At 57.6% G+C, this 16,967-nt stretch carries 20 protein-coding genes and 1 pseudogene; 10 read left to right on the top strand and 11 right to left on the bottom strand.

Annotation, left to right across the window (positions count from 1 at the left end; translation table 11 throughout):
* Positions 1-39 precede the first annotated feature (39 nt).
* From PO860_RS22340 to PO860_RS22290, 4 genes and pseudogenes are all read right to left on the bottom strand, one after another.
* Positions 40-357, bottom strand: coding sequence for a MafI2 family immunity protein (locus PO860_RS22340; protein WP_489676583.1), 318 nt, complete (start codon positions 355-357; stop codon positions 40-42).
* Between the two features lie 60 nt (positions 358-417).
* Positions 418-780 (bottom strand): hypothetical protein, encoded by a 363-nt coding sequence (locus tag PO860_RS22295; protein WP_275035373.1) that lies wholly within the window; start codon positions 778-780, stop codon positions 418-420.
* On the bottom strand, positions 711-1,346 hold the full coding sequence (locus PO860_RS07930; RefSeq protein ID WP_272782717.1) for a hypothetical protein: 636 nt from the start codon (positions 1,344-1,346) through the stop codon (positions 711-713). Before PO860_RS07930 ends, PO860_RS22295 begins: the two co-directional genes overlap by 70 nt.
* A pseudogene (locus PO860_RS22290) lies at positions 1,295-2,077 on the bottom strand (thermonuclease family protein). The gene PO860_RS07930 and the pseudogene PO860_RS22290 overlap by 52 nt, the downstream one beginning before the upstream one ends.
* Before the next feature lie 230 nt (positions 2,078-2,307).
* Here PO860_RS22290 and PO860_RS07920 point away from each other — a divergent pair.
* Entirely contained in the window at positions 2,308-2,661 is a 354-nt protein-coding gene (locus PO860_RS07920) for an RT0821/Lpp0805 family surface protein (RefSeq protein ID WP_273883064.1), read from the top strand.
* 194 nt (positions 2,662-2,855) lie between these two features.
* On the opposite strand, the gene PO860_RS07915 is transcribed toward PO860_RS07920, so the two are convergent.
* Both PO860_RS07915 and PO860_RS07910 read right to left on the bottom strand, forming a co-directional pair.
* Complete coding sequence (locus PO860_RS07915) at positions 2,856-3,092, bottom strand: hypothetical protein (RefSeq protein ID WP_272784499.1); 237 nt, start codon at positions 3,090-3,092, stop codon at positions 2,856-2,858.
* Between the two features lie 149 nt (positions 3,093-3,241).
* On the bottom strand, positions 3,242-3,421 hold the full coding sequence (locus PO860_RS07910) for a DUF3606 domain-containing protein (RefSeq protein WP_272784497.1): 180 nt from the start codon (positions 3,419-3,421) through the stop codon (positions 3,242-3,244).
* A gap of 336 nt (positions 3,422-3,757) precedes the next feature.
* Between PO860_RS07910 and ku (PO860_RS07905) the strand changes: the two genes are divergently transcribed.
* The 4 genes from ku (PO860_RS07905) (at position 3,758) to PO860_RS07890 (ending at position 6,509) form a co-directional block, all read left to right on the top strand.
* Positions 3,758-4,666: a non-homologous end joining protein Ku gene (gene ku, locus PO860_RS07905; protein ID WP_272784501.1), complete on the top strand. Its 909-nt coding sequence runs from the start codon at positions 3,758-3,760 to the stop codon at positions 4,664-4,666.
* 11 nt (positions 4,667-4,677) lie between these two features.
* Positions 4,678-5,490, top strand: a complete 813-nt coding sequence (gene ku / locus PO860_RS07900) for a non-homologous end joining protein Ku (RefSeq protein WP_272784496.1) — start codon at positions 4,678-4,680, stop codon at positions 5,488-5,490.
* A gap of 1 nt (position 5,491) precedes the next feature.
* On the top strand, positions 5,492-5,755 hold the full coding sequence (locus tag PO860_RS07895; RefSeq protein WP_272784495.1) for a hypothetical protein: 264 nt from the start codon (positions 5,492-5,494) through the stop codon (positions 5,753-5,755).
* Positions 5,756-5,873: 118 nt separating this feature from the next.
* Positions 5,874-6,509 (top strand): hypothetical protein, encoded by a 636-nt coding sequence (locus tag PO860_RS07890; RefSeq protein WP_272784494.1) that lies wholly within the window; start codon positions 5,874-5,876, stop codon positions 6,507-6,509.
* Positions 6,510-6,768: 259 nt separating this feature from the next.
* On the opposite strand, the gene PO860_RS07885 is transcribed toward PO860_RS07890, so the two are convergent.
* Positions 6,769-6,975: a hypothetical protein gene (locus tag PO860_RS07885; protein ID WP_272784493.1), complete on the bottom strand. Its 207-nt coding sequence runs from the start codon at positions 6,973-6,975 to the stop codon at positions 6,769-6,771.
* 20 nt (positions 6,976-6,995) lie between these two features.
* The gene (locus tag PO860_RS07880; protein WP_272784492.1) at positions 6,996-7,448 is read right to left on the bottom strand and encodes a GNAT family N-acetyltransferase; all 453 of its coding nucleotides are present in this window, start codon (positions 7,446-7,448) and stop codon (positions 6,996-6,998) included.
* Between the two features lie 390 nt (positions 7,449-7,838).
* Here PO860_RS07880 and PO860_RS07875 point away from each other — a divergent pair, with 390 nt between their 5' ends.
* Complete coding sequence (locus PO860_RS07875) at positions 7,839-8,177, top strand: pentapeptide repeat-containing protein (protein ID WP_272784490.1); 339 nt, start codon at positions 7,839-7,841, stop codon at positions 8,175-8,177.
* A 116-nt stretch (positions 8,178-8,293) separates the two neighbouring features.
* On the opposite strand, the gene PO860_RS07870 is transcribed toward PO860_RS07875, so the two are convergent.
* From PO860_RS07870 to PO860_RS07860, 3 genes are read right to left on the bottom strand one after another with little or no spacing between them, the layout of a single operon-like run.
* Positions 8,294-11,557 (bottom strand): error-prone DNA polymerase, encoded by a 3,264-nt coding sequence (locus PO860_RS07870; protein WP_272784489.1) that lies wholly within the window; start codon positions 11,555-11,557, stop codon positions 8,294-8,296.
* On the bottom strand, positions 11,554-13,068 hold the full coding sequence (locus PO860_RS07865; protein ID WP_272784488.1) for a Y-family DNA polymerase: 1,515 nt from the start codon (positions 13,066-13,068) through the stop codon (positions 11,554-11,556). Before PO860_RS07865 ends, PO860_RS07870 begins: the two co-directional genes overlap by 4 nt.
* On the bottom strand, positions 12,989-13,744 hold the full coding sequence (locus PO860_RS07860) for an ImuA family protein (protein ID WP_272784487.1): 756 nt from the start codon (positions 13,742-13,744) through the stop codon (positions 12,989-12,991). Before PO860_RS07860 ends, PO860_RS07865 begins: the two co-directional genes overlap by 80 nt.
* Before the next feature lie 470 nt (positions 13,745-14,214).
* On the opposite strand from PO860_RS07860, the gene PO860_RS07855 reads away from it, so the two are divergent.
* The 4 genes from PO860_RS07855 to PO860_RS07840 all read left to right on the top strand — a co-directional run bounded on the left by PO860_RS07855 (position 14,215) and on the right by PO860_RS07840 (position 16,936).
* The gene (locus tag PO860_RS07855; protein ID WP_272784486.1) at positions 14,215-14,586 is read left to right on the top strand and encodes a hypothetical protein; all 372 of its coding nucleotides are present in this window, start codon (positions 14,215-14,217) and stop codon (positions 14,584-14,586) included.
* A gap of 4 nt (positions 14,587-14,590) precedes the next feature.
* Positions 14,591-15,691 (top strand): DNA polymerase IV, encoded by a 1,101-nt coding sequence (gene dinB / locus PO860_RS07850; protein WP_273885308.1) that lies wholly within the window; start codon positions 14,591-14,593, stop codon positions 15,689-15,691.
* A 276-nt stretch (positions 15,692-15,967) separates the two neighbouring features.
* Complete coding sequence (locus PO860_RS07845; RefSeq protein WP_272784484.1) at positions 15,968-16,534, top strand: hypothetical protein; 567 nt, start codon at positions 15,968-15,970, stop codon at positions 16,532-16,534.
* 81 nt (positions 16,535-16,615) lie between these two features.
* Complete coding sequence (locus tag PO860_RS07840) at positions 16,616-16,936, top strand: hypothetical protein (protein WP_272784483.1); 321 nt, start codon at positions 16,616-16,618, stop codon at positions 16,934-16,936.
* The last annotated feature ends 31 nt before the right edge of the window (positions 16,937-16,967 follow it).

Raw genomic sequence — 16,967 nt, 5'->3', positions numbered from 1 at the left:
CTTTGAGACCCTGCACGACGAGGGTCCTCCAGCTTTTGTTCAACTGAGATAGGCGTTTGGCTGAATTCGCTTGTAAACCCACCATCGCACGGCGACAGGAGCCTTCGGTCCACCTGAAGGAAGTGACGTGAAGACCGTCCTTATCGTCTCATCTCCGAAGTCCGCCACGACCTCAGATGCGACCACCTCCATACGTTCTCGATCTTCATCGTTGAAGTCCGAGTCAACCAGAAATTCGAGGACAATCTCGTTGCCGTTCCAGCCGCACGTAACAGCGGCTATTGCTGATGAGACTGCCCCAAGCAACGCGCGTTGCACACTAAGTCGAAGTCTTATTTCTCGATCAGGTGTGGGCATCAAAACCTCTGCTATGGAGCGACTTTGCCGCAACATTCCGGCGGACTTTGTCAAATCTGATCAGCTCGACGATCGCCAGCGGGACAGCAGGGTTCGAAGTCCCTCGACAATGACCTGGTGCTGAGGAATGGCATCCTTTTCGAAGCTCAGCCGCGCGTACATTCGCAAATCCTTCAAGTCGACATTCCCCTCACATCTCTGGAATGGGGCATAACATTCGATCACGACATCCTCGCCGGGACCGAATTTGTACCAATAGGTCATCTGCAAGCTGCCTATCGGAACCACGGTATGCCAAAGCCCGTGCTCCTCGACACTCGCCGGGAAGCGACCGTCGAGCTGCCTCGCCTCCTTCAGCCATTCAATCGATCTTCGCCCGTGCGAACGATCGTCATCGTATCCAACGATCCAAAAAACTTCCACGACCGACTCGTCAGGTCCCGGGTTAGGTCTGGCACGCTCCTTTGGTCGGTTTGTCGCTCCGCTATAGATATTTCTCCCTCGGGCATATCGAGGCTCGGTATCCAATATTGGAGGTTGGCCTGTTTCCGTGGAGGGCAGTTGAAGCTCGTCGGATTCGGCCGACTGGCATAGTAGCCCCACGGAATATCATAGGGCTGCGACGCAAGGACGACCCGGATTGGATGGCTCAGCTCAACGAGCGACCGTCGCCGTCGTATCAGTTCGCCTTCAGCAAGCGATCCGCCGGAAAGTCCCTTGCTACATGCCAGATTGTAGATTTCTTCTCTGGTCTCATTGCTCGGCAATACCACGGCTGCTGGAGTCCTGGTCGCAATCAGCAACAAGGGCACGAGGATGATGGCCGCGAGAATGAGAAGGATCGCCATGAGGACAAAGCTCAGGGCGAGACGGATCAACGCGTGGATACGCCTTAAAATCCACTCAAAATGCGAAAATGTCCGACCGCACTCATGGGTTATCCTGTGCACCATGGGCGCGGCGTCGGCGGACAGCTCGTTCTGCCGCATACAAATGGCACCGCGAGGCCCTCGCTGATGAGAACGCTCCCGACGTCCTTCCCGTCAACCAGCAGCGTGCCGCAAGATCGCCCATGATTGCACTTCTTCGTACCCTCGGTGCCTGGCGCACACGCGCACGGGACCTTCGTCAGCCGAGTAGTGCCATGGGCGACCAGTTCCCGAAGTCGTGCCGACGCCCGCTCGCCCTGCTGGCGTTCGTATTCGCAGTCAGGCGAGAACTTTTCCGGCGTGTTGAACCCGACTAGGCGCGTGCCAGCCGCCTCGCCTACGACGTGGACGGTGTCCCCGTCGGTAACCGTAAACTCCTACGTCTGCGATGTCAGCATCGTCACTGGGGCCGACTGAAATTGTCCTCGCCCGAATTCGAACACGTGCTGTCCAACGGCCACAGCGGCAACGACTAGAAATCCCATGGCTACGTTTCGAAGATGCCATTTCAACCGTCTGGCCGCGCGACCAAAACGGGGCCTGAACGATTTGGTGGCCGCGGGGCGATACCGATAGCTGCTGCCAACCGCCGGCGGCAGGGCAATCACATTGTTCTGTCGCTCGAGGATTTCGAAAATCTTCTGCCATTGCTTGTCTGAGAGGCGAACCTGTCCGCCGGATCGTTCGAGACGAGCGTGGATGTCGGTCAGGAAGGCTCGCTGCCAAGTCGTCAAGTTCTGGCGAAGCAGTGCTGCTTCGATGTCCTTTCGGAGGTTCCCAGCGGGGTCCATTATCGCCGCCTCTTTTGAGCAAAGGCAGCGTAAACGGACAGATCGGAAAAATTGGTAAATCGAAGTCGTCCGAGGCGTCGCAATGGCAGCTCTCGGGCCCCAAGCTCATTCTCCACATTCTGAAGAACAGTTCGCGCCGTCTCCAAAGTGACCGTGTTATCTTCAGACCTCGCCAGATTGTGAACTATTCGTAACTTGAAACACAACAGGCAAAGCGCTTTATCCAAGCGATGAATCCGAAGCACTTCATCTCGGCGATGAGCATCGCGGCTTTGGCGGCATGCTCGCATATCGAGCCGCTTGAGACGCCCCTCGCCCAGTCAGCAATTCAGCACCAGCCGCCTTTGACCGATCAGGCGGTGATCGCAGATACAGTCGGTCGCGGTGCTGTCGGTGCAACTGCTCTTGCATGGGCCAACCCATCGACGGGCAGCGCGGGCGTAATCGAACAGATCGATGCCAGTAACGATGGGCCGAACGGATGTCGCGGTTTTGTAACCAGTCGGCAATCGCTCGACGGCATGACGCGCTTCAACGGCGTAGCCTGCCCGTCTGGGGACAGTTGGAAACTCGGCGGGCAATAGGGGAGCGCTCGACGTCCGGTCTCGCGTCAAGGGCATCTCGGTCCATCGCTCGGAAAGCGCCAATCCATCCGGTACCGTCGTGCCTGGCATGAGCTGCTCGGCAATCGACCAGGGGAATATGTCTACGATTGGAAGAAGACGCGGTCGGATCACATGCAGTGCGAATTCGTCAAGTTCAGCCCGATCTGAACCTGTCAATGCACTAAGCTCGAAGACGGCGCGTTTACGCGCGTGGCGGCCAGCCCGACGTAAGTGCCGATCAGAACGGTGGCCATCTCCTCTACCGAGCGACAGCCCTCGTTGTAGAGGTCGATGGCGGCATCACACAAAAGCGAGGACGCTTGATCGTCCCACTCCACCTCGTAGTACCGATACCATTCACGGACCGCCTTCGATATCAGCAGGTGGTCTTCCTGTAAGCACTTGGACATGCGTTACCCCAGACATGGAGGCGGTAGGCCTGCGTGGCTATGACCGCTTCGTTCCGACCACAGCGACGTCGCCAAGATTGAGACTAGAAAAGACAGGACATCCACGGGGACCTGCCTCGTCCATGGACAGGGCAACGCCGCTTGGCCGTCTAACGGCGACCAATCTCGGCCTCGACCTTCTTCCGTGAGTTTCCAGCGCTCTTCACGGCCTTCTTGACGGCATCTTTCGAGACGCCTTCCTTCGTTGCTTCGTACTTGACCTCGTGATCCTGACCGCCGGCCACGCGGGCTCGATCCTGTGCGCGGCCGCGGGATGGTGTCTGTGCCATCGGGCTTCTCCTTCGAATGAACGTCCGCAGTAGAAACTCACAACGATTCCGGTGGTTCCCGGGAGATAGTGGATGATGACGCTGCGCTTGAAGCGGCTGCGGAATTCCCTAAGCGGTGCCCAGCATTGTGCTGGAGGAAGGTGGTTGCTGGGGCTCTCGAACTGGACAAATCGCCAATGCTTTCCACTACTGTCGGGCGCAATTCGACCAGCGGAGACGGCGGAATCAATTTGAGAGAGAAATTCCGTGAAGTATTGAAAAATGATTCGTTTTGAGTCGGAACGAATCACCCCTGACACGTCTTTGAGTCGCGTATTAGTGATCGGAGTATTTGTCATGGCATCGGGACATCGCGCGCAGTGGAAGGGCTTCTTACGGTTTGGCGAGGTAAGCTGCGGCGTGGCGCTCTACACAGCCGCCAGCACATCCGAGCGGATCACCTTCAACACCATCAACAAGGCGACAGGAAATCGGGTCAACCGCATCTTCATCGATAGCGAGACCGAGGTTCCTGTTCCGAAAGAGTTACAGACCAAGGGCTTCGAGATCGAGAACGGCCAGTACGTCATCATCGATCCGGAAGAGGTCGCCGCGACCATGCCAGAGAGCAACAAGACCTTTGAAGTCGAGGCCTTCATCCCATGCTCAGATGTCGATGACATATATTTCGACAAGCCCTATTACCTCACGCCGGACAAGATGGGCGGGGACGCGTTCGCAGCGCTTCGAGATGGTATGAAGAAGTCCAAGGTAGCCGCCATTGCGCGGACAGTCCTGTTCCGCCGGATGCGCACCGTCCTCATTCGCCCTCATGGCAAAGGCCTCATCGCCACCACTCTGAACTACGACTACGAGGTTCGGTCTTCGAAGAAGGCGTTCGAAGGGATGCCGAAGATTAAGATCGAAGGCGAGATGCTCGATCTGGCCAAGCACATCATCTCCACGAAGAAGGGCGAGTTCGACCCGGCGACGTTCGAAGACCGCTACGAAGCGGCGCTTGCCGAACTCGTGAAGGCCAAGATGGAAGGCCGCTCGCTGCCGAAGCCGAAGAAGGTCGAAGTCTCGAAGCCGAACGATCTTCTGGCCGCGCTCCGCGAGAGTGCTGGAATGATGAAGGCCGCTGACGACAAACCGAAACGCACTGCGGCCAATGCCAATCAAGGCACTGGCAGGCAGCGCGCCGCACGCGGAGTGGCTTCGAAAGCCGCCTCTTCCGGGGCCGCTCCGCGCCGCAAGGCCAGCTAGGGGGATAGGTCATGGCTCCAAAATACTACTGGAAGGGCTATCTCAAGCTCTCGCTCGTCACCTGCCCTGTGGCGATGACCCCGGCGACATCGGAATCCGAAAAGGTCCGCTTCCACACCCTAAACAAGGACACCGGCAACCGCGTCGTATCCCGGTACATCGACTCCGTGACCGGAAAGCCAGTCAAGGAGGGGAACGAGGCCAAAGGCTACGCCCGCGGCGAGAACGATTACATCATCCTGACTGACGACGATCTCGATGCAGTCGCGCTTGATACGGTGAAGACTATCGATATCGAGAAGTTCGTCCCTGCCAAAGGCATCGAGTGGCTCTACCTTGAGAAGCCGCATTACCTGATGCCGGACGATGCCGTCGGGAACGAAGCCTTCGCCGTCATCCGTGATGCCATGAAAGCGGACGGAGTGGTCGGCGTATCGAAGCTGGTGATGGGTCGCCGTGAGCGCGCGGTGGTCCTGGAACCGCGAGATGAAGGGATCGTCCTCTGGTCGCTCCGCTTCGGCGACGAGGTGCGTCCGGAAGAAGCCTATTTCGAAAATATCGACGAGGAGGCCGACCCCGGTCTCGTTCCGCTCGTTCAGCAGCTCATCAAGAAGAAGACCAAGAGGTGGTCGCCGGACATGGCGGGCGATCCGATACAGGATGCCTTGCTGAAGCTCATCGAGGAGAAGAAGAAGCTTCTCAATCCGAAAAAGGCGGCCAAGGGAAAGAAGGAACAGGTCGCTCCGGCTTCCAACGTGGTCAACATCATGGATGCGCTTCGCAAGAGCCTCGAGGCCGACCTCAAGAACAGGAAGGCTGGTTGACATGCATCTGGCGGATACGAGCATCGAGCACGAAGCTGGCGGTTGGAAGATCGATTTCATCGGAGATGACGGCGACGCCGTCTCTGTGAAGGTCGCCGACGAGCACGCAGTCAGCGCTGATGAAGCCCTCGAAAGAGCGAAGGCCGTGATGGTGCAATTGACCGGATACGGAACCCGAGGTGGGGGCCGCAGCCTCAACTCATACGATGCCGTCAGCAACGGCAATTTCGACGACGACGAACCGCTTCTGGACACCTGGCATTAGCTGCCGAACCTTCGGCCTCCGATCCTGCGGCACCGCCGCAAGCGAAGCCGTAGCGAATGATTCCTCCCGTCCTGGGATAGTCGTTGACACAGCAGAGCGGAACGCCCATCTACTCATAATGACAAGACCCAAGACCCCCGACAAAGCGGAGCTGATCAAGGAGTGGCCCCTGTCGACCGCGGCCACGCTCGGATCATCCGTCCGCGCGAAGGGGATTCTGCTGGAAGTCCGCGCACGTCTGCCTTTGGCGGTGAGAAAGTCGCTCGAAATCGAGACGGGTGCTCTGACATTGGCGATGGCTGAAACGGCTAAGAGTGCGTTCAGTGCTGCTTCATCAGTCGTTTCCAACGCGCTCGAAGACATCGAAAGCTTGCCTGTGATCCCCCGTGAAATCCAGGATATCCTGACAATCTCCACTACCGAACGCCATCGATGGCTTAATGACGGACGCCTGCCCAGTGCAGGAACCCGCACGGTCAAGCTACGTGGGCGCGCGAGGAAAATTACCTTCCACGTTTTCGACCCGCGCGTGGTGGAGGACATCCTCGACCGAGACCTGGTGACAGTCTGGCGCGACGAGGATGCTGAAGCTACGGCCGAGAAACGACGACGGGCAGCCTTGAAAGCAAAGCTGACGCGTTCGCTGAAGACCAAGCCCAAGCCCCCTTCGAAACCTGATGCCGACCCCAACGATGCGTCACACTCGAAACCTTTCGGCTGGGAAGAGTTCAGTCGCGATGGATTGCTCCGCTAAGGCAGAGACCACAAGGCGGCAGAACATGAAGCTGTCCGGTTTGATGATTGCGCCAAACTGCCTCCACCTTGCGAATGCGGTATTCGCCATCTGTGATCATCGCGGCCATTGCACTTCTTTCGGCGCACAGCCCTCAGCTCGGGGTGTCGACACAGACAACCCACATAGCGGTTTCCTGTGTTTCCAGAAGGACCGAAACCTCGCAAATGTTATGCAGACCGTCCGAAAACCCGAGCAGTGGTAGCGATCGTCATTGAGTTTATCTCAAACCCAACCCATCGATGAGATCGGCTCTGCCAACATGAACCAAAGCGGAGATCACCACGTTCTTTTCGTCCGGCGGAGTTTGCTGAAGTTCTGCCGCAATAGCCTCCAAAACCTCGATGTCATCATCCTCCGTGGAGGTCGCTGAACGTCGATCTAAGTAGGAAATGGCGATTGCCAAGGCGGTGGCCAGATTAGACATGCACCCTCTTCAATAACTTCTTATGTATCGCGACGGAAGACGTGGGTCGTATTCTCGCGCTCAATTGGGCCAAATCCAAGTGTTAGCCAGAACGCTTCCGCCTCAGGACCATCGGCATGGAGTGCGATCTGGCGATCAAATGGTTTCGCATGTTCAAGGACGTAAAGTGCGACCTGTCGGCCAACCCCACGCCTGCGGTAGGCTGGCCGAACGTAGAACCGCCTCATACGCAACCAACTGCTATCGACGAAATCCTGCGTGATGCCGCCGATGCCGGCAATCTCATCGTGGATGGTGGCTAGCGCTAGTATTTCGCCGGGACGTTCGAAGCGATTGGACCCGTCGCGCCACTCGTTTTGAAGCGCGGACATGGTGTCGCGGCCCTCGGCAGCGGCTTCAACAAGGAATTGATCGAAATGGTCCGGCAACTCAACGATCCGCCTAACCACAATAGGATCACTGCCACCAACCATCACAATTCCAATTCGCCGAGACTTTGTTCGCCCAATACTATACCGCTGGCACCTGCAGAAGGAAGGATGTGGATTTTTGAGGCATCGAGATAGCCGCTTTTGCGCCTATGCCAACTCTGCGACAGTAGCCGTTTTGGGGTCGGAAGCCGTCGCCCCCTGTCGAAAAAATCCCAGAACCTGCGACACATTTGCGATCAAAACCTTCGACGTAGCAGGCTTTAGGAATTAGACAAACGGCACGGCCAGAATTGGCGTGGGCTCGTTTCTATTTCAGATTCGACGGTCGTAAATGATTGTACAATCTGGCATTCTTTGAGTCACAATCATGATTGGACGGAGGATACGAGAATGACCGAACCCTAAGAACACAATCAATTTGATGGCCCTCAGATGCAGGGAACGCATTACAAGCGCGCCGATATGTCAGGCGCTAATTTCGATGGCGTAAACCTCGCAGACGCACGGTTTTACGCTGTTTTGACCAAGGCAAGGTTCACCGACACCAATTTGAGCGAAGCGGTTTTTGACGATATCACCCTGGCAGATGCGCGCTTTAATAACGTCAATCTGTCTGGAGCCGCCATCACGAATGCAAACCTATCGCGCTTAACCATAAGCGGCGTCACGTTGGCAGATTCGGACATCAAGGACGCCGACTTAACTGGGATGCGTATCAACGGCGTTCTCGTAACCGATCTATTCATGGCCTATGAACAGGCGAAATCCTGAAGGCCATTTACTCCCTTCGCGAAATTGTCGATTAAAGCGACAACAGCAACTGGCGCAAAGTTGCCATTTAAAGGCTGTGCTCGGTGGAGCGGTAGGCCGCAAGTGGTGACATTTCATTAATGGAAGTTCCAGCTCTTCACCTTGAGCTGATCAATATGCAGGTCGGGTATGAAGATGTCCCGCGACTTCATTCCCTGGCCTGAAGGCTCGCGCGAGTCCGGCCTGCCGGGCATCCCGTGAGCGAACTCATCTCCCCTCCCTGTCGGCAGCCGGAATTCCAGATCGCGATCCGCCAGACCGGTCAGGCTTCCTGACAGATCGAAAAGCTGCTGGGCGACCAAGTGAACGACATCGCCCTCCCGTTGAATGCGGCCGTTGATCGCCAGCATCGAGGCTCCCAGCGCAACGCGCCTCGACCGCTCGAACAGTTTGGGCCAGATGACGATGTTGCCGACTCCTGTCTCGTCTTCAATGGTCATGAAGATGACGCCCTTTGCCGAGCCCGGCCGCTGGCGAACGAGAACCAGCCCGGCCGCCATCAGCCACCGGCCATCGCGAGCGGACATCGCTTCCGTGCAGGTGACGATCCGACGTCCCGCGAGTTCTCGACGCATGAAGCTGACAGGATGTTCGCGCAACGTCAGCCCGGTATGCCCATAGTCAAGGACCACGTTATGCCCCTGCGTCATCTGCCGGAGTTCGACCGCCGGCTCCTGCTGCTCGGCAATCGTTCTTGCCTCGCGCTCCGCAGCAGCCGCGAAAAGCGGCAAAGGCTCGTCTCGCAATGCCTTGATTGCCCAGAGCGCATCGCGCCGTTCAAGCCCGAGCGACGGCAGGAAAGCGTCGGCCTCGGCCAGTTCCACCAGCGACGCGGCCGGAACGCTAGACCGCCGCCACATGTCGTCAACGCTGTCAAAAGGCTGATCGGCGCGGGCCGCGACAATCCTGGCAACGTCGGCAGTGGCCAGGCCGCGCACCATCCGCATTCCAAGTCGGACGGCATGTCGGTCGGAACCGTCGATGGGCTCAAGGGTGCAATCCCATCGTGACCGGTTGATGCAAACGGGACGGACTTCCACGCCATGCTCCCGGCCATCTCGTACGATCTGGGCTGGCGCGTAGAATCCCATTGGCTGCGAGTTCAGCAAAGCCGCACAAAAGACATCGGGGAAATGGCATTTGATATAACTCGATGCATAGGCGATCAGAGCGAAACTCGCCGCGTGACTTTCCGGGAAACCATAGCTGCCGAAACCTTCCAGCTGGCCGAAAGTACGCTTCGCGAATTCTGGTGAGTAGCTGTTGCGGATCATCCCGGTCACCAGCTTTTCCTCGAAGCGCGAGACGCCACCGCTAAATTTGAAGGTCGCCATGGATTTCCGGAGCTGATCGGCCTCCCCGCCCGTGAACCCTGCACAGACCATGGCGACCTTCATGGCGCTCTCCTGAAACAGTGGGACGCCGAGCGTCTTATGGAGGACAGCTTCCAGTTCGGGCGTCGGGTATTCGACCTTTTCTTTGCCCTCCCGCCGGCGAAGATAGGGATGGACCATATCTCCCTGAATTGGTCCCGGCCGTACAATAGCCACCTGGATCACGAGGTCATAGAAGGTCCGAGGCTTCATACGCGGCAGCATCGACATCTGCGCCCGGCTCTCGATCTGAAAGGTTCCGAGTGTGTCGGCCTTGCGGATCATCGCATAGGTCGCCGGGTCCTCCTGCGGGATCGTTGCCAGATCGAGATCGATGCCCTTCTCCTGACCGAGGAATGCAAAGCTCTTGGCCATGCAGGTCAACATGCCGAGCGCCAACACGTCGACCTTCATGAATTTCAGAGCCTCGACATCGTCCTTGTCCCATTCGATCACCTGCCGGCCGACCATGGAGGCAGGTTCGATAGGGACGAGGTCATCAAGACGAGCATGTGTCAAAACAAAGCCGCCGGGGTGCTGACCGAGATGGCGGGGAGCACCCATCAGCTGCTGGGCCAATTGAAGCGTAAGCCCGAGACGCCGGTCGTCGGGATTGAGATTGAGGTCCCTCACCTGCTTTTCGCCAACGGCTTCCGACCAAGCCCAGACCCCCGATGACAAAGCCTTGATCAGGTCCTCCGGCAAGCCCAATGCCTTGCCGACATCGCGGATCGCACCCTTGCTCCTATACCGCGTGACCGTGGCGCATAGAGCCGCCTTGTCGTGGCCATAGGTTCGATAAATCCACTGTATGACCTCTTCCCGGCGCTCATGCTCGAAGTCGACGTCGATGTCGGGGGGCTCGTCGCGTTCCTGAGATATGAAACGCTCGAACAGCAGATCGTTGGTTTCAGGGTCGATAGAGGTGACACCGAGCACGAAACACACGGCCGAGTTCGCCGCCGATCCCCGTCCCTGACACAGAATGCCTTGGGATCGGGCAAAACGGACGATGGAAAAAACCGTCAAAAAGTAGGGGGCGTACCGCATCGTCTCGATCAGCGCGAGTTCGTGGAGGATCGTCTTTTCAACATGCGCCGGCAGCCCGTCCGGATAGCGATTGGGGATGCCTTGGCGGACATAGTGCTCCAACGATTGTTGGGCATCCATTCCCGGTACGATGGCTTCTTCAGGATATTGATAGGTCAACTCTTCCATGGAAAACTTGCAGCGATCGACGATCTCCATCGTCCTGGCGAGCGCCTCCGGATAACGCTGGAAGAGGCGCTCCATTTCTTCCGGTGGTTTAAGAAACCGATCGGCGTGGCGCTCGCGCGCGAAGCCGACATCGTCGATGGTGGTTTTCGTCCTGATGCAAGTCACCACGTCCTGCAGCTGACGCCGACCGGGTTCGTGAAACAGCGCGTCATTGGTGACGACGGTCCTCACCTTGTGCCGAGCGGCCATGTTCGCGATTTCATGCAGCCTCATCTGATCGTTCGGCCGTCGGCGCAGGCACAATGAAACATATGCCCGGTCTCCGAAAACCTCGGCCATTTTCCGCAGTTGGATCGCGCAGGTCTCATCCGGTAGGTCGGGCACGAGGATGCCGATGAGACCTTCGGAACAGGTGGCGACATCGTCGAGGGTCAGAATGCATTTGGCTTTACCGCCCCTGCTCTTCCCGAGCGTCAGCAGCCGCGTCAAACGCGAGTAGGCAGCACGGTCCATCGGGTAGACCAGGATCGACATGCCCTCCTGCAGATCAATGCGGCAGCCGACAACGAGACGAAGACCAGTTGCCCGCGACGCTTCCAGTGCCCGAACGATACCAGCTAGGCTGTTGCGGTCCACCACGCCCAGAGCTTCGATGCCCAGCTCCTTCGCCGTCGTGAACAGCTCTTCCGCCGATGAAGCCCCGCGAAGGAAGCTGAAATGGGTGGTGACCTGGAGTTCCGCGTATCTCATGCGAAAACCCCATGGATGAACCACCGATGCGATCCGGTATCCGCGTCAACGCCGTCACCTGATCGGTAAATCCAGTAGCGCTCGCCGGCGTCGTCCTCGACGGTGAAATAGTCGCGGACAGCCGCCCATTCGGATGTTCTCTGCCACCATTCGCCGAAGATGCGCTCGGGTCCGTCAGCCCGCTTTACACGCCGCCGCTTGCCGCGCCAGCTAAACCAGACGGGAGGATGGTCGGGCAGCAGCGCCATGACTTCGATCAGTTCCGGCCGGTCCATCAAACGCACCGGGCGTGGCCAGATCGTCGGCCAGGTTCCTCCAACCTCCGCGGCGACAGGCGATATGCGCTGCACCGAGCGCTCCGGAACATCGCTTGCGACGGGGGCGACACGATAGATGCGGTAGGTGCCCCTGTTGCCGACAACATCGACGAATGCGCCGAGATCGACCGTGGCATCTCCCACCAGGCTGGATACGATTTGCTTGTCATCGAGCGGCTCGACCATGGTCGCGGCGAGGCTGAGTTTCTCGATACCGAACCCTGGGTCGATCTTCTCAATCCGGTCGTGCAGCAGCTTCGTCAACCAGGCGACATCTCGCACCGGCTTTGCCGTCCCTGCCCGGAGCGCCTGGATCGTGTTATCGACACGATGGACGATCAGGTCCGTGCGACGGACGCCCAGCGCCTTCGCCTGTAGTTCAAGACAGAGCTTCGCCACGAGCTGCGAGATGTATTTTGCGATGGTCTCGGCTGCGCCAATCGGCTCGGCGAAGGCTCGATGGACCTCAATGATCTCCGGACAGCGGATCGGATCAATAGGCTCGGCGACCCGGCAGAACATCTGATCGAGACGACGACCGATCTCTGGACCGAAGCGCAGCGTAAGCGGTGCACGGGGCGTCGCAGCCAGTTCCCTCACCGTCTGGAAGCCAAGCGTGCGCAGGCTCACAATCGTCTCGGGGCTCAGCCGCAGCGACGAAATGGGCAGTCGCGCAACCGCATCGGCCGTTTTCCCTGAGGGAACGACCATCGTTTCCGCCGTCATGGATCGCGCCAGACCGAAGGCGGCTCCCCAGGTATCTGCTACGACGGCGCGGGCAGGTAACCCGCGTGCGCGAAACCGATTCACGAGACCGGACAGCATCAGCTCTTCACCGCCCTGGAGATGATCGGCTCCTTCCGTGTCCATCACGATGCCATCCGGCGGGTCCATGGCAACAACCGGCGAATACTGAGACAGCGCCCAGAGCGTCAGGCGTTGGAGCGCAGCAAGATCGGCGGCGGGATCGGCATCGACCATGTGGAGACCCTGGACCAATGCCTGTGCTTTCGCAGCGGCCATGCCAACACGCAGGCCGACCTTGTCGGCGTTTACGTCGACGGCTGACAGCCAGCGTTTCGAGCCGCTCCTGGCGACAACAACGAGCGGCGTCTCAGCCGGTATGGACGGCTCGGCGCGTCTGATCCGATCCGTCGGCAGCGTCGGAAGAAATACTGATACGACCCTGGCCATCACATGCACCTATTACGAAATCGGCACTCTCTGCTGCCTTGACCCTGATCAGTTCCGCCAGCCACCTTGCTCGGCCGACGCCTGGCACGGGAAGCTGTTCGGACGGCAGGGCGGATATCCGCCATCGTGTCGTCGCAGCTGTCGGATGACCGAAGTCCCCGGCCTCGGTTTGCCGCCGCCATCGTCGGACGATCAAGCCGATGGTGCCGGAGCTTTCGGCAGCCAGCTGTAGACGGCGCGAGGCAACCATCGGCAACCGCACCAACTCCCCGACGACCGCTCCAAGGCCACCGAAACGAAGGGCTTCCTCGAAGCTTTCCAGGACGAACTCCTCTTTGATCGCCTCGACATAGATGACCCGATCAGGATGGAGACCGACCTGGGCCAGCGCCGGGGCGAAGAGGTCGGGTCGGGCGAGACACCAAACCACCTTGCCCTTGGTGCGGGCCGCGACACCTGCAACAAAAAGCGCTGCTGCGGCCCCATCAATTGCACCCGCCCCGCCCCCGGCGAATTCGTGCAACGCCCCGTAGGCCAACCCGCCACCGGGAAGCCGCTCATCTATCTCGGAAACACCAAATGGCAGGACCATTTTAGGGCGAGCCACCACGCCTTCGAGATGCTGGATGCGCTCTCGAAGGCCGGAGATAATAGGATTTGCGCTCGCCTTCGCCATTCGTGGCTTTCATCAAAATCGGGTTTTCATCTCACTCAGAAGCGAGTATGTTCTCTATTTGTTCCTTCGAGAGATATGAGTCAATGTGCATATGCTGGCGAGTGTTCGACGAACTGCAACCTGGCCAGATGCAGTTGAAGCCGAAATTCAAATGGATTCAATCGCCTAATTGAAAACCGTTCCCGGGTGCTAAATGTCATCGATGAGAAAATATACCTATGACGATCTGACCACGCTCCGCGATTCCGAGCGCCTGTCATCACTGTCGAGTGCAGAACCTATGACCGCTCTGGCGAACTGGATCGAAAGAAGCTGGTCAAACTCTATCGCGCAAGTCTCACCTTCGGACAGCTTCGCCGCAGGCTCGCGCTCGGTTGCGGCAATATGAACGGTAAAGACGGCGTGGACCGATGCGGAGCCTGGTTCCCTTGTCTTGTCGACGCCGGGCTTGAACAACAGGAGAAAATCGGATGTCAGAGAATGTAGTCTCTTTCGACGAAAACCTGCAGAAGCTGGTGGAAACGCCCTTTGGCACGACCTCCGACGAGCTGCGTATTGCGGCGATTCGATCAAAAATCGAGTTCGCAAGGAATGAACTTCAGACGGTCCAAGCCTACATAGATGTCGTCTATGCAGGAACGATCACCGTGGTGACAGACCACGGCGGAGAGCTGCCCATCGACTCTCTGGCGCATCTCGGCAGCATCCTTTCAAACTACGAGCAGATGTTGTTCGACCAGATCGCCGAGCTTGAATATCAGCAGGAGATGTTGCTCTTTCCCCCCGGCGAGGAAGAAGACGGTACAGATGAGGGGCTTTCCGATAACCAGGACACCGCTTAACGCCATGGACGTCGTGAAACCCAACAACGCCGGTCGGCAACGCAAGGTCATTCATGTCGACATGGATGCCTTTTACGCCTCCGTCGAGCAACGCGATAACCCCGATCTTCGCGGCAAGCCAGTCGCTGTCGGCGGCTCGGAGGCCCGTGGCGTCGTTGCTGCGGCAAGCTACGAGGCTCGCAAATTTGGCGTCCATTCCGCAATGCCGTCGGTCACGGCCAAACGCAAATGTCCCGACCTGATCTTCGTTAAGCCGCGCTTCGATGTGTACAAGGCCGTTTCGCTGCAAATCCGGGAGATATTTGCCGAGTACACGCCGATGATCGAGCCACTATCGCTCGACGAGGCCTATCTCGACGTCACCGAGAATCTCAAAGGAATGGACGTCGCAACGGAAATTGCTGCCGAGATACGCGCCAAGATCAAAGCGACGACGGGACTGAACGCATCAGCTGGAATCTCCTACAACAAATTCCTGGCGAAAATGGCGAGCGATCTCAACAAGCCAAATGGACAAGCTGTGATCACACCGAAGAACGGCCCCTCGTTCGTGGAGGGCCTTCCCGTCAAGAAATTCCACGGTGTCGGCCCGGCCACTGCGGAAAAGATGCATCGGCTCGGCATCGAGACCGGAGCCGACCTCAAAGAACGCAGCCTCGACTTCCTGATTGAACACTTTGGCAAGTCTGGGCCCTATTTCCACGGCATCGCACGCGGAATTGATGACCGGCAGGTGAAGCCAAATCGCGTGAGAAAATCCGTCGGCGCGGAAGACACATTTATCGCCGACATTCATTCGTTCGATCTCGCCCGGGAAGGCATTCAGCCGCTGATCGAAAAAGTCTGGGCCTATTGCGATGCCAACGAAATCAGCGCCAAAACGGTGACGCTGAAGGTGAAATATGCCGATTTCACCCAGATCACGCGCAGCAAAACGATAGCGACGCCATTCGAATCGCTCGCCGCACTGGAAGACGCGGTGAACTTGCTCCTTCAGCCAGTCTTTCCGGTCAGCCGAGGGATCAGGCTGCTTGGCGTGACGCTTTCGTCTTTGGAACGCAAAGTGGCCGAGACCGAGCCGCCACAGCTGCTCCTGTTCAGATAGCTGGGGCCACGTTTGCCTTTTGCCGCCTAGCCGAGTCTTTTGTAGGGCTATCTTCCGGATACCGCCGCCGTCGAATCGCTCAATAGACCCGGCCCGCTCAGTCATATCAGGTTGGTCGGTCCATAAAATCCGATTTCTCGACCTGTAGCGGAACCGGTCCCGAGTTCGCGTGCGTCCCGGAAGCCGGAAAGCGACTCCTCGAAATGTGCAAAGGGCCTCCCCACAGGTGTAATTCTGAAGTATACTCAACTGAATTAGCCGCCGGAGTCTACAACCATGCTTGGCTTAGCTAAAGACATCGCATTGTATGTGGCTTTATTTGCCGCGATTATTACTGGCATCTTCGGGATATACCAAAATAATCAGAAATCCAAGCTTGACCGAAAACTCCAATTAGACATCGCTCAGCTTGGCTTGATGAAATCGGCCTTTGATCTACGATTTAAGGACGAATTTGAGACTTACAAAGCTCTGTGGCCTTTGTTGCAGTCGCTGATCACCACATTATCGATGGAAACTGATGGTCTTATTGAAAAAGAGGGGAAAGAGCGAGCCGCTATAATCGACAGGGATTTGATGCCTGTTGCCGATAAACTTTATGCAAGCACGATATTTCTACCGGCCGATATAAGGGAACTGGCGGAAACCATGATGCAAAACTCTGTTACCTGGAGGGTTAACATGGCATATCCCGCTCTCGGCAACCCTGACATATTCACTCCTCCTAAGAAAATCGAAGAGCTGGAACAAGATTTGATACGCCTTCGAGACATGATCGCAAAGCGCATCGACATGATGCCGGGTGGCGTTGAATTCGGAACGGCAGAACGCCGCCATGCCTGACATTGAAGCGGCAGAATGACTCTCCGTTTAGAAACGTCTCGTAGTATGTAGACTCTACTGGTTTCAGGGGCGGGGAGTGAAATGGCGAACCGAGAGATTACGGTTTTCTACGCATGGCAAAGTGACCGAGATCGGGAGGGAAATCAGCACTTCATCCGCCTTGCCCTCGATGACGCCGCAGCTCGAATAAACGAGGACAGCACTCTTGGCGTTGAAGTGAAAATCGATGCAGACACCGAGGGTGTCGTCGGCACTCCACCTGTCACGGAAACGATCTTGAACAAGATTCGCGCGGCAGACATCTTCGTTCCCGATCTCACGTTCGTCGCCGAAACCACCGACAAAAAACTCATCCCGAACCCAACGTTATGGTCGAATATGGCTACGCGCTTCGCTCGCTGACATTCGAGGCCATGACGCCGGTGATGAACAC

The organism is Rhizobium binxianense, from assembly GCF_028994275.1.
Classification (GTDB): Bacteria; Pseudomonadota; Alphaproteobacteria; order Rhizobiales; family Rhizobiaceae; genus Rhizobium; species Rhizobium binxianense.
Note: the sequence above shows the minus strand (reverse complement) of the source record. Positions and strands in the feature narration are given on the sequence as shown.